This is a genomic window from Pseudorhodoferax sp. Leaf267 (genome assembly GCF_001422405.1).
In the GTDB taxonomy this organism is placed as follows: Bacteria; Pseudomonadota; Gammaproteobacteria; order Burkholderiales; family Burkholderiaceae_C; genus Pseudorhodoferax.
The window spans coordinates 1-12,785 of record NZ_LMMV01000010.1 but is presented as its reverse complement, the minus strand read 5'-3'; the positions used below and the strand labels follow the sequence as shown (position 1 = coordinate 12,785).

Here is a 12,785-nt window from a genome sequence, read left to right as displayed (position 1 = left end):
GTCAGCCGTGCGGGCTGTCCATCACGAAGCGCGTCACGCGCGGTGGCTCCTCGCCCACGTGGAAAGCCAGCTTGCGCTCGCGCAGCGCGATGTCCGAGCCCGTCACACGGTCGAAGCGGCGCAGGTGCTCGGTCCAGGATTCGTCGGTGATCTGCTCGGTGTAATGCGCCGGGTCGGCGATGTCGCGCAGCAGGTGCCAGGACAGCGCGCCCTGCGCCAGGCGGCTGCGCCGGCTGTCCTGCATGGTGCGCTCGAAGTCCTCGGCCCGGGCCGGGTCGATCCGGTAGTCGATCGTCACCAGCACCTGGCCGGCCAGAGGCGGCTTCTCGGCCACCGGCACCTTGAGCGCGTGCGAGGGCGAGAGGTCTTCCTCGATCTGCAGGTCCACCACGAAGCGCTGCGCCAGCCACATCGCGCTGGCGCCCGTCAGCCCCGCGACGACGAGGCTGGTCTGCACCGCCGTCATCGAGGCCACCTGGCCCCACAGGCCGGCGCCGAAGGCGCTGGCGCCCATGATGGCCATCTGGTACATGGCCATGCCGCGCGCGCGCACCCAGTCCGGCAGCGCCAGCTGGGCCGATACGCTCAGCGAATTGGCGGTTGCGATCCAGGCCATGCCGGCGATGAACATGCCCGGCACGGCGACGGCCACGTTGGGCGCCACGGCCACCGCCAGGGTCGCGCTGGACTGCAGCAAGGTGCCGTACAGCACCAGCCGGTCGCGCGGGAAGGCCTGGCGCAGCCGCGGCATCAGGAAGGCCGTGGCGATGGCGCCCATGCCCATGGAGGCCAGCAGCACCGTGAAGGTGGCGGCGTCGCCACCCTTGAGGCCGCGCGCCACCAGCGGCAGCAACGCGATCAGCGCCGTGGAGTGGAAGAAGAACAGCGCGATGCGCAGCAGCACGGCCTTGAGCCGGGGCGACTGGCCGACGAACTGCAGGCCCACGCGCATCGCGCTCCACAGCCGCTCGCGGCCCAGCGGGTCGGGCTTGTGCTCGCGCTTCCAGCGCATCAGCACGAAGCCGGAGGCGACCGACAGCACGGCGTTCAGCACGAACACGTAGTGGCTGCCCAGGCTGGCGATCAGTGCGCCGGCCAGCAGCGGGCCGATGATGCGCGAGGCGTTCATCGTCACGCCGTTGAGCACCAGCGCGGCCGGCAGCTGCGCGCGCGGGATCAGCTCGGGCACCACGGCCGCGTACACCGGCCAGCGCATGGCCAGGCCGATGCCGTTGGCGAAGGTCAGCGCCAGCAGTAGCGGGGGGCTCATGGTGTCGGTCAGCACGGCGATGCACAGCAGGATCGCCACGGCGGCCACCCAGAACTGCGTGCCGATGTAAAAGCGCCGCCGGTCCAGCATGTCGGCCAGCGCACCGCTGGGCAGGCCGAACAGGAACACCGGCAGCGTGGCGGCCGTCTGCACCAGCGCCACCCACACCGGCGAGGTGGTCAGCGAGGTCATGAGCCAGGCCGCCGCCACGTCGTTCATCCACATGCAGACGTTGGACGCCAGCCAGACCAGCCACAGCATGCGGAACACCGGCCAGCGCAGCGGGGCCAGGGCGGAGAGGTCGGCGTCGGGCGTCGAGGCCTCGTCCGGCGTCAGGATCGAGGGGCGCTCTTCGGGGGGCATGGGCCGGTTACTTGACCGGCAGGGCGGTCGCGCGGTCGACCGGCACGGCGGTGATGGCGTTCATCGGCGAGCCGTCGATGAGCCGTTCGGAATACGTGAGGTAGATCAGCGCATGGCGCTTGGCATCGACCATGCGCACGATGCGCAGGCGCTTGAACAGCACCGACATGCGTTCGCTGAACACCTCTTCCTGCTGCGGCAGCGGCTGCGGCACGCTGATGGGGCCGACCTGGCGGCAGGCGATCGATGCCTCGGCCTTGTCCTCGGCCAGGCCCACGGCGCCGGAGATCCCGCCCGTGCGTGCGCGCGAGATGTAGCAGGTCACGCCCTGCACCTTGGGGTCGTCGAATGCGTCGACCACGATCTTGTGGTTCGGCCCGATCCACTGGAAGGCCGTGTCGACCTCGCCGACCTTCTCGGCGTCGGCACGCGTGCAGGCCAGCAGCAGAACGGAACTCAGGAGCAGCAGCCAGGCACGCATGGTTGGGGTTTCAGCGCGCTTCGGGCAGTTCGATCTTCACCTCGAGCACTTCCAGCGTGTCCTGGCGCTCCAGGTTGACCTTGATGTGCTCGGGATTGATGGCCACGTACTTGGAGATCACGGCCACCAGCTCGCGCTGCAGCGCGGGCAGGTAGTCGGGGCGGATCACGCTGCGGCCGGTGCGCTCGTGCGCCAGGATGATCTGCAGCCGTTCCTTGGCGACGCTGGCCGTGTTCTTCTTCTCGCCGAGCAGAAAGGACAGGAAGGACATGCCGCTTACCTCCCGAACAGGCGCTTGAAAAAGCTTGGCTTCTCGGCGTCGACGAAGCGCATCGGGCGGTCTTCGCCCAGGAAGCGGGCGACCACGTCCTTGTAGGCCTCGGCCACGTCGGTGTCCTTGCCGTGGATTGCCGGCACGCCCTGGTTGGAGGCCTGCAGCACGGCTTCGGACTCGGGAATCACGCCCAGCAGCGGGATGCGCAGGATGTCCTGGATGTCGGTCAGCGACAGCATGTGGCCGTCGGCCACGCGGCCCGGGTTGTAGCGCGTGATCAGCAGGTGCTCCTTGACCGGCTCCAGGCCTTCGATGGCGCGCTTGGTCTTGGAGCCCAGCATGCCCAGGATGCGGTCGGAGTCGCGCACCGAGGAGACCTCGGGGTTGGTCACCACCAGCGCGTAGTCGGCAAAGTGCATGGCCATCAGCGCGCCGACCTCGATGCCGGCCGGCGAGTCGCAGACGATGTAGTCGAAGCCCATCTCGGACAGGTCCTTGAGCACCCTTTCGACGCCGTCCTGCGTCAGCGCGTCCTTGTCGCGCGTCTGCGAGGCGGCCAACACGAACAGGTTCTCGCATTGCTTGTCCTTGATGAGCGCCTGGTGCAGGTTGGCCTCGTTGTGGATCACGTTGATCAGGTCGTAGACCACGCGCCGCTCGCAGCCCATGATCAGGTCCAGGTTGCGCAGGCCCACATCGAAATCGATCACGGCGGTCTTGAAACCCTTGAGCGCCAGGCCGGAGGCGAAACTGGCGCTGGTGGTGGTCTTGCCCACACCTCCCTTGCCGGAGGTGACCACGATGATCTTGCTCATGGAGTAGAGGTCCTTTTCATTGAGGATTTTGTTCAAAGGTGTTCGAGCACCAGGCTCTCGCCCAGCAGGCGCACCTGGGCGGTCTTGCCCTGCACGTCGTTGGGCAGGGCCACTTCGCTGGTGCGGTAGATGCCGGCGATGGAGACCAATTGGGCCTCCATGCAGGTGCTGAAGATGCGTGCGTTGGCGTTGCCGCGCGCACCGGCGATGGCACGGCCGCGCAGCGGCGCGTAGACGTGGATGTTGCCGTCGGCAATGATCTCGGCGCCGAAGTTCACGACCGACAGGACGATCAGGTCGGCGTTGCGGGCATAGACCTGTTGGCCCGAGCGCAGCGGCCGGTCGACCACCATCGTGCCGGCAGCAGGATGCAGCGCAGCGGCCGGAGCGACGGGTGCCGGGGCCGGCGGCTCGCTGGCCGCGATGGCCACGGCGGACGAGGAGATGTCGGGCAGGTCCATGAGGCCGGCCGCAGCGGCGGCCTCGCGGTGCGCGGCGCTGCCGCCATGGATGCCGATGGGGCGCAGCCGGTAGTGCTTGAGCAGCGTCAGCAGCACGCTGAAGCTGAGCGGCGTCGAGTCCTGCTCGATCGCCGACAGCACGACCACGGCCGGGTCGTTGTCGAAGAAGCCCGGCGTGTCGCCGAAGCGGGCCTGCAGTTCCTGGGACAGCGACGCGAGGTTGGATGTCTTGAGCACCACCGAGATCAACGGCAGGCTGGCGTTCTTCAAGTCGAAGCTGGCACGTGCGTGCCCTGCGGGTGCAGCGGACATGGGGGGCGGTTTCGACAAAGGGCGGATTTTAGCGCGCACCCTGGCGCCAAAAATCCGCATCTGCCGTGATCGGCGGCTCAGGCGGGCAGGGTCTGCGCCTCGTCCACGCACCGCGCCAGGTGCGCCAGCGCCTCTTCGACCTGGTCCACCAGCACCAGGCACAGGTCGCCCGGCTGCAGCTGGGCCAGCGCATGGTCGATGGCCTTGAACTCGCCGTGGATCTCCTCGACCTGTCCCGTGCGGCGTGCGCTCTTGAGGCCCTGGCGCAGCAGGCCCAGCACTTCACCGTCGGCGCGGCCGCGCTGGCAGGCGTCCTGGTACAGGATGACCTGGTCGAACGCGTCGCCCAGGATGGCGGTCTGCTCGCGGATGTCCTCGTCGCGCCGGTCGCCCGCGCCACTGATGACCACGCTGCGCCGGCGCGCCGGCATGGCGTCCACGGCCGAGACCAGGGCGCGCATGGCGTCCGGGTTGTGGCCGTAGTCGGCGATCACGGTGGCGCCGCGGTAGTCCATGACGTTGAAGCGGCCCGGCGCGTTGTCGGCGTCGTTGGCGAAGCTGGCCAGGCCGCGGCGCACGGCGTCCCAGGACAGGCCTGCCGCCCAGGCCGCGGCCACGGCAGCCATGGCGTTCTCGACCTGGAAGCCGATGCTGCCCCCGCGCGTGATCGGGATGTCGCGCAGCGCGATCTTCTCGCGCCACGAGCCCACGGCCGCCACGATGGCGTCGCCGTCCACATGCACGGTGCGCCGGCCCTGGGCGCGGTGCGTGGCCATCACGGGGTGGTGCCGGTCGGCCGCGAAGAAGATCACCTGGCCCGGGCAGGTGGCCGCCATGGCCGCCACGTTGGGGTCGGCCGCGTTCAGCACGGCGTAGCCCGTGGTCGCCACGTTCTGCACGATCACGCGCTTGAGCACGGCCAGGTCTTCCACCGTGGTGATGTAGTTCAGGCCCAGGTGGTCGCCCGCGCCGATGTTGGTCACCACGGCCACCTGGCACTGGTCGTAGCCCAGGCCCTCGCGCAGCATGCCGCCGCGTGCGGTCTCGAACACGGCAGCGTCCACGTCGGGGTGCATCAGCACGTTGCGCGCGCTCTTGGGGCCGCTGCAGTCGCCACTGTCGATCTGCCGGCCCTCGACGTAGACGCCGTCGGTGTTGGTCATGCCCACGCGCAGGCCGGCGCCCGTCATCAGGTGCGCGATCAGGCGCGTGGTGGTGGTCTTGCCGTTGGTGCCGGTCACCGCCACGACCGGGATGCGGCCGTCCTCGCCCGGGCCGTAGAGCGTGTCGACGATGGCCTGGCCCACGTTGCGCGGCTTGCCGAAGGACGGCAGCAGGTGCATGCGCAGGCCGGGCGCGGCGTTGACCTCGACGATGCCGCCCTGCTGTTGCTCCAGCGGCTTGAGCACGGTCTCGCAGACCAGGTCCACGCCACAGATGTGCAGGCCCACCATCTGCGCGGCGGCGATCGCATGCGCGGCGATGGCGGGGTGCACGTCGTCGGTCACGTCGGTGGCCGTGCCGCCGGTGGACAGGTTGGCGTTGTTGCGCAGGATGGCGCGCTGGCCGTTGGCGGGCACCGAGTCGGGCTCCAGGCCCTGCACCTTCAGGCGCGCGACGGCGATGTCGTCGAAGCGGATCTTGGTCAGCGCCGTGCCGTGGCCGTCGCCGCGGCGCGGGTCGGCGTTGACCATGTCGACCAGCTCGCGCACCGTGTGCACGCCGTCTCCCGTCACCTGCGGCGGGTCGCGGCGCGACGCGGCGATCAGGCGGTCACCGACCACCAGCAGGCGGAAGTCGCAGCCTGGCAGGTACTTCTCGACCAGCACGTCGCCGTATTCCTGGGCGGCGGCAAAAGCGCCGTCCAGATGCTCTCGGCTGACGATGTTGACCGTGACGCCCTTGCCCTGGTTGCCGTCCTGCGGCTTGATCACCACCGGCAGGCCGATGCGCTGGGCCGCGGCCCAGGCCTCTTCGGCGCTGGCGACGGGCTGGCCCAGCGGCACGGGCACGCCGGCCGCGTGCAGCAGGCGCTTGGTCAGGTCCTTGTCCTGCGCGATGGATTCCGAGACGGCGCTGGTCGCGTCCAGCTCGGCGGCCTGGATGCGGCGCTGGCGCGAGCCCCAGCCGAACTGCACCATGGAGCCGCGTGTGAGCCGGCGATAGGGGATGCCGCGCGCCACCGCGGCCTCGACGATGCAACCCGTGCTGGGCCCCAGGCGCTCGTCCTCGTCCAGCTCGCGCAGCTCGGCGATGGCGGCGTCGACATCGAAGGGCTGCCCCTGCAGCGTGGCCTGGATCAGCGCCTCGGCCAGCACCAGCGCGCGGCGGCCAACGGCCTCCTCGCTGTAGCCGACGACGACCTGGTACACGCCGGGCTCCAGCGTGGCGGCCGTGCGGCTGAACGTGACAGGGCAGCCGGCCTGGGCCTGCAGCGCCAGTGCGGCGGTTTCCAGCACATGGGCCAGCGCAACCGGGCCGGTGTTCGGGCCGGAACGCAGCGTGCCGATGGCCGGGAAGCGCACGCGTACGGCGATCTCGAAGCCCGGCAGGTCGACGATGGAGCGCTCGGGCGGCGCGCAGGTGACGATGGCCTCCAGCGCCGTGTGCCGGCTCCACAGATTGGGGCCGCGCAAGGCGCGCACGCGTGAGATGTGCATGGTGTTGTCCTGAGCTTGCACGAAGGGGGCGGAGGAGGGCATCAGCGGGCCGCCAGCGATTTGGCGCTGCGGTTGGTCGATTCGGGGTCGAGTTCGAAGGTCTTGAGGCCGGCGGCGATCAGGTCCGGCGAGATCTGCAGCGCCCAGGCTGCCGCCACGGCGGCCAGCACGCTGCACACCAGCTTGTCGTCGCGCATGTGCTTGCCGCGCCGCGCCGTGAGGTAGGGCAGGCCGGCCACGGGCGTGACCTGGTTGCCCTGGGCCAGCACGAGCTGGCCTTGCTGCAGCACGACTACCCGGCCGCCGGCTGCGCGGTGCGCCTCGATGGCGGGCAGCGCGGCGTCCTTGCCGTACAGGATCACCTGGCCGTCGCACAGCGAGGCCAGCGCCGAGACGCGCGCGTCGGCCGCGTTCAGCACGGCCACGCCCTCGGGCAGGACCACGTCGACCTGGGTGCGCAGCACACGGCTGAGCTGGTCGCTGTCCTGGATGTCGAAGTCGGCCAGTTGCGACGCGCCGCCCAGGTCCGTCACGATGCCGACCTGGCAACGGTCGTACGCCAGGCCGTCGCGCAGGATGGAGCCGGGGCTGTTCTCCAGCACGGCGGCCTGGATGGAGCGGTTGATCAGCAGCCGGTGGCCGGCCTCCCAGGAGGCGCAATCGGCCGGGTCCACGCGCCGGCTGTCCAGGAACAGGCCGTCGGTGCAGGCCACGCCCACGCGCAGGCCGCCCAGGTGCATGAGCCAGGCCACGAGCCGCGCGATGGTGTTGGTGCCCAGCGTGCCGGCCACGCCGACGAGGGGGATGCGGCCGTTCTCGCCCTCGGCGAACAAATGGTCGACGATGGCCTGGCCCACCGGGCGCGGTGCGCCCTCGGCCGGCTTCAGGTGCATCAGCAGGCCGGGGCCGGCATTCACCTCGACGATGGCGCCGCGCTGCGCCTGCAGCGGGCGCGAGATGTCCTCGGCCACCAGGTCGATGCCGGCGATGTCCAGGCCCACCACGCGCGCGGCCAGCGAGGCGGCGTGCGCAACCTCGGGGTGCACGTCGTCGGTGCAGTCCAGCGCCACATTGCCCGAGCGCTGCACGATGACGCGCCGGCCAGCCGCCGGCACCGAGGCGCCGTCCAGGCCCTGGCGCTCCAGCAGCAGGCGCATCACGGCGTCGCTGTCCAGGCGGATGGTCTCCAGGGGGAACTCCTCGGCGTCGCCGCGTCGCGGGTCGCTGTTGAGCTGGCGCTCGATGAGCTCGGCCACCGTCGCCCGGCCGTCGCCCGTGATCGCCAGGTGTGAGCCGCGCGCCGCCGCCACGACCTTGCCGCCCACGACCAGCAGGCGGTGCTCGTCGCCGCGGATGTAGCGCTCGACCATGACCTCGCTGCCCTCGGCATCGGCCACGCCGAAGGCCTTTTCGATGTCGGACTGCTCGGTCAGGTCCAGGCTCACGCCGCGGCCATGGTTGGCATCCGAGGGCTTGACCACGACCGGCAGGCCGATGTCCTGCGCGGCCTCCCAGGCGGCGGCGGGGCTGTCCACGATCTGGCCTTCGGGCACGGGCACGCCGCACGAGGCCAGCAGGCTCTTGGTCAGGTCCTTGTCCTGGGCGATGCCTTCGGCGATGGCGCTGGTGCGGTCGGTCTCGGCCGTCCAGATGCGGCGCTGGCGCGCGCCGTAGCCCAGCTGCACCAGGTTGCCGTCGTTCAGCCGGATGTGAGGAATGCCGCGGTCGGCCGCCGCGGCCACGATGCAGGCCGTGCTCGGGCCGAGGTAGCAGTCGTCGACCTTGGCGCGCACCTGGGCCACAGCCACCGGCACGGCGAATTCCTGCCCGTTGATGGCCGCCATCAGCAACCGGTGGCCGCAGGCCAGGGCCGTGCGCGCGACCTGCTCGTCACGCGCGCGGAACACCATGCGGTAGACGCCGCGCTGCGAGGTGCTGCGGGTCTGCCCGAAGCCGGTCGGCATGCCGGCCAGGTTCAGCAGCTCGATGACCACGTGCTCCAGCACATGGCCGGCCCAGGTGCCTTCGACCAGGCGCTGCAGGAAGCCGCCGCGCTCGCCCACGCCGCAGTGGTGCTCGACCAGGGCCGGCAGCATGGCCACCAGGCGCTCGGTGAAGCCGGGCAGCAGGTGCGAGGGAAAGTCCTCCAGCTCGCCCAGGTCGAGCCAGACTTCGAGCGCAGGCCGGTAGGTCCAGATGTTGGGGCCGCGCAGGTAGTTGATGCGCAGCATCTGGATGTCGGCCTTGGCGGCCAGGGTGCTTGTCGTCATGGTTGCGGGGTGTCGCGTTATGGGAGGCCGCCAGCCTGGCGTCTGACCCGTTGTAGCCCCCGGCCGTCGCCAGTGGCTTCGGCGAGAATGCCCCGCCCTCTACGTTCGTTATGCATCATCCACATCAGGTCGAGGTCTCCAGCGACAGTTCTTCGATGCTCCAGTCTGCGCTGCATGCGCAACTGGCAGGCGCTGAAAACGTAACAGCCACTCTGTCGGTTGACCTGGATGCGGAGCTGCGTTTTGCCGCCGGCCTGCTGGCGCTGACCGACCGTCGGCTGGTCAGCATCGAGCCTGCGGGCGCCGGCCACCCCCCGGCGGTGCGCAGCTGGCCGCTCACGCCTGCGCTGGGCCTGCGCCATGCCGACCATGCCGGCGTGGGCACGCTGGAGCTGCACGACGGCCAGGCGCGCCTGGCACGCTGGCGCTTCACGCTCGCGGTCGATCCGCAGGCCCTGCGCCTGCTGCGCCATTTCGAACGCCGCGATCTGCCTGCGGACGATTTGGACGAGGACATTACCGTCTGCCCGACCTGCAAGGCACCGTTGCCTGCCGACAGCGACGTCTGCAATGTCTGCTTCCGCGAGTTGCATACACCGCCATCGACCTGGGTCCTGCTGCGGCTGTGGCGCTTCGCCCATCCGTATCGCATGCAGTTGCTGCTGGGCTTCATCCTGACGCTGGCCTCCACCGCGGCCACACTGGTGCCGCCCTATCTGACCATCCCGCTGATGGACGATGTGCTGATTCCGTTCCAGAACGGCCAGAAGATCGAAACCTCTGTTGTGCTTGGTTACCTGGGCGGGCTGCTGGCGGCCGCGCTGTTCGGCTGGGCATTGAACTGGTGGCGCACATATTTGCTGGCCCTGGTGTCCGAGCGCATCGGCGCCGACCTGCGCACGGCCACGTTCGACCATCTGTTGGGCCTGTCGCTGGACTACTTCGGCAGCAAGCGCACGGGCGACCTGCTGTCGCGCATCGGCTCGGAGACCGACCGCATCTGTGTGTTCCTCTCGCTGCATGCGCTCGATTTCGCGACCGACGTGTTGATGATCACCATGACCGCGGCCGTGCTGTTCTCCATCCACCCCGGCCTGGCCCTGGTGACGCTCGTGCCGCTGCCGTTCATCGCCTGGATGATCCATGTCGTGCGTGACAGGCTGCGCACCGGCTTCGAGAAGATCGACCGCGTCTGGTCCGAGGTCACCAGCGTGCTGGCCGACACCATTCCCGGCATCCGCGTCGTGAAGGCCTTCGCGCAGGAGCGGCGCGAGGCCCAGCGCTTCCGCGAAGCCAACCAGCACAACCTGGAGGTCAACGACCGGCTGAACAAGGTCTGGTCGCTGTTCACGCCCACCGTGTCGCTGCTGACCGAGATCGGCCTGCTGGTGGTCTGGGCCTTCGGCATCTGGCTGGTGTCGCACCAGGCTGTCACGGTCGGCGTGCTGACGGCCTTCCTGGCCTACATCGGCCGCTTCTATTCGCGGCTCGATTCCATGAGCCGCATCGTCTCGGTCACGCAAAAGGCGGCGGCAGGCGCCAAGCGCATCTTCGACATCCTGGACCACGTCTCCAGCGTGCCCGAGCCGGTCGACCCGCTGCCGGCGCCGGCGCACGGCGGCCTGCAGGGCCGGCTGCAGATGGACGGCGTGGGCTTTCGCTATGGCAACCGGGCCATCATCCGCAACCTGTCGCTGACCATCCAGCCCGGCGAGATGATCGGCCTGGTCGGCCACAGCGGATCGGGCAAGAGCACGCTGGTCAACCTGATCTGCCGCTTCTATGACGTGACCGATGGCTCGATCCGGCTGGACGGCGCCGACGTGCGCCGCTACCGCGTAGCCGACTACCGGCGCCACATCGGCCTGGTGCTGCAGGAGCCCTTTCTGTTCTTCGGCACCATCGCCGAGAACATCGCCTATGGGCTGCCCAACGCCTCGCGCGCCCAGATCGTGGCGGCCGCGCGCGCCGCCCATGCGCACGAGTTCATCCTGCGCCTGCCGCAGGGCTACGACGCGCTGGTCGGCGAGCGCGGCCAGGGCCTGTCGGGCGGCGAACGCCAGCGCATCTCGATCGCGCGCGCGCTGCTGATCGACCCCAAGATCCTGATCCTGGACGAGGCCACCTCGGCCGTGGACACCGAGACCGAGAAGGAGATCCAGAAAGCGCTGGACAACCTGGTGCAGGGCCGCACCACGATCGCCATCGCGCACCGGCTGTCCACGCTGCGCAAGGCCGACCGGCTGGTGGTGATGGACCGCGGCCAGGTCGTCGAGGTCGGCCCGCACGACGAACTGATGGCGCGCCAGGGCGCCTACTGGCGTCTGTACGAAGCCCAGGTGCGCCGCGTCGACGCCAATGCCGACAAGGAAGCGGAGGAGCGCCGGCCGCCGCCCACCCACTCGGCCCACCCCGCGGGAGACGCATGATGGACTTCCGCCTCGAACGCAATGCCATGGGCCAGCTGGTCTTCCATACAGCCGGTGGCGCCGCCCATGTCGGCGTGGTCCCCGTGCGCGCCTTTCCGCTGGCCGCGCCTGACGAAGGCCTGTCCCTGGTCAGCACCGACGGCCATGAGTTGGCCTGGATCGATCGGCTCGATGGATTGCCAGGGCCGCTGCGCAGCCTGATCGCCGAAGAACTGGCCGCGCGCGAATTCCAGCCCGAAGTGCTGCGCCTGGTCAGCGTGTCCACGTTCTCCACGCCCAGCGTCTGGACCGTGGAGACCGACCGCGGCCAGACGGAGTTCGTGCTCAAGAGCGAGGAAGACATCCGACGCCTTGGAACGACCGGGCTGTTGATCGCCAGCGGCCAGGGCGTGCATTACATCGTGCGCGACCGGCAGGCGCTGGACCGGGCCTCGCGCCGGCTGCTCGACCGGTTCCTGTAGGCACCGGGGCCATGTGCGGCCCGCGAGCGTGAAAAATTTTGGCCTGGGCAGACAAATAGGCCTAAATTGCGCTGCAGTTCTGCCGTTAAGAAATGCGAGGCCTGGAAAACCTGTTCCGGCCACCGCCCCCAGCCCTGGTAATCGCCATGCAACTGCCCTCTGTTGATCGCACTGTGAACGGACCGTCCTTCGGCGCCGATTCGCAGCCGGCCGCCGGCGGCGCAGCTGCCAGCACCGGCACGGTGCCCCGTGCCACCCGCGAAGAAACCCGCGTGCTGCAGGAGCAGGCCGCAGCCGTCACGGCGCCCGAGCCGTCGATCCGCGTGGAGCTGTCGGCGCAGGCCGATGCGCTGATCCGCAGCGGGCGCGTCGAGGCCGAAGCGCAGGCCGGCGCCGCCGCCGGCGCGGTCTTCGTGGCCGCCAGCGCTGCCGGCCCGCGGCCCGGTGCCGTGGGCGAACCGTCCACGGCCGGCGGCGTGCAGGGCCTGCGCGCCATGGAGGAAGAAACCGCCAAGGCCAGCGCCGCCCAAAAGCCCGAGTCGCCCGAAGCCATGGCCAAGTACCTGTCCACGGGCCAGAAACCCGGGCCGGACGAGCCCACGGGCACCAAGGAGGCCACGTCCAAGGATTGGACCGAGAAGCCCAAGGTCGAGGAAGAAAAGCCGCCCGAGCCGCCCAAGGAGCCCATTTCCAAGAAGCTGCTGGAGTTCCTGCAGTCCCTGTGGCGGGCCGGCGGCAACGCCATCGACGTGGCGCAGAACGGCAACCTGGTGCTGAACCCGCCCAAGGAATCCGACGGGCCCGTCACCTACGCCGACCCGTCGGCCAAGAAGACCACCGGCATCTGAGAGCCGGGCCGCGGCGCGCCCGGGGCTAGGCGGTTTCAAACTTGAAGTGCAACGCCGGCAATGAGATCCGCAGTGAGTTGTGAGAACACTTCATGCGGGGAGTGGAAGTTGAGGATTTTGCGCGGACGGTGGTTGAGCATG

Annotated in this window: 10 protein-coding genes; 3 read left to right on the top strand and 7 right to left on the bottom strand. The window is 69.7% G+C overall.

Annotation, left to right across the window (positions count from 1 at the left end; translation table 11 throughout):
• Position 1: 1 nt before the first annotated feature.
• From ASF43_RS11770 to cphA (ASF43_RS11740), 7 genes are all read right to left on the bottom strand, one after another.
• Positions 2–1,633 (bottom strand): MFS transporter, encoded by a 1,632-nt coding sequence (locus ASF43_RS11770; protein ID WP_056180835.1) that lies wholly within the window; start codon positions 1,631–1,633, stop codon positions 2–4.
• A 7-nt stretch (positions 1,634–1,640) separates the two neighbouring features.
• Complete coding sequence (locus ASF43_RS11765; RefSeq protein WP_056180832.1) at positions 1,641–2,114, bottom strand: CreA family protein; 474 nt, start codon at positions 2,112–2,114, stop codon at positions 1,641–1,643.
• A 10-nt stretch (positions 2,115–2,124) separates the two neighbouring features.
• A complete protein-coding gene (gene minE, locus ASF43_RS11760) occupies positions 2,125–2,385 on the bottom strand; it encodes a cell division topological specificity factor MinE (RefSeq protein ID WP_056180829.1) in 261 nt (86 codons plus the stop codon).
• A 5-nt stretch (positions 2,386–2,390) separates the two neighbouring features.
• Positions 2,391–3,203, bottom strand: coding sequence for a septum site-determining protein MinD (gene minD / locus ASF43_RS11755; RefSeq protein WP_056180826.1), 813 nt, complete (start codon positions 3,201–3,203; stop codon positions 2,391–2,393).
• A 32-nt stretch (positions 3,204–3,235) separates the two neighbouring features.
• Positions 3,236–3,976: a septum site-determining protein MinC gene (gene minC, locus ASF43_RS11750; RefSeq protein WP_056180824.1), complete on the bottom strand. Its 741-nt coding sequence runs from the start codon at positions 3,974–3,976 to the stop codon at positions 3,236–3,238.
• A gap of 77 nt (positions 3,977–4,053) precedes the next feature.
• On the bottom strand, positions 4,054–6,636 hold the full coding sequence (gene cphA, locus ASF43_RS11745) for a cyanophycin synthetase (RefSeq protein ID WP_056180899.1): 2,583 nt from the start codon (positions 6,634–6,636) through the stop codon (positions 4,054–4,056).
• Positions 6,637–6,677: 41 nt separating this feature from the next.
• Positions 6,678–8,906, bottom strand: coding sequence for a cyanophycin synthetase (gene cphA, locus ASF43_RS11740; protein WP_235578230.1), 2,229 nt, complete (start codon positions 8,904–8,906; stop codon positions 6,678–6,680).
• A gap of 110 nt (positions 8,907–9,016) precedes the next feature.
• Here cphA (ASF43_RS11740) and ASF43_RS11735 point away from each other — a divergent pair, with 110 nt between their 5' ends.
• The 3 genes from ASF43_RS11735 (at position 9,017) to ASF43_RS11725 (ending at position 12,644) form a co-directional block, all read left to right on the top strand.
• Positions 9,017–11,335, top strand: a complete 2,319-nt coding sequence (locus ASF43_RS11735; protein ID WP_056180822.1) for an ABC transporter ATP-binding protein — start codon at positions 9,017–9,019, stop codon at positions 11,333–11,335.
• Positions 11,332–11,796 (top strand): DUF1854 domain-containing protein, encoded by a 465-nt coding sequence (locus ASF43_RS11730; RefSeq protein WP_056180819.1) that lies wholly within the window; start codon positions 11,332–11,334, stop codon positions 11,794–11,796. The genes ASF43_RS11735 and ASF43_RS11730 overlap by 4 nt, the downstream gene beginning before the upstream one ends.
• A 146-nt stretch (positions 11,797–11,942) precedes the next feature.
• Positions 11,943–12,644 carry a hypothetical protein gene (locus ASF43_RS11725; RefSeq protein ID WP_156373289.1) on the top strand — a complete coding sequence of 234 codons (702 nt, stop codon included), beginning with the start codon at positions 11,943–11,945 and terminating at the stop codon, positions 12,642–12,644.
• Positions 12,645–12,785 lie beyond the last annotated feature (141 nt).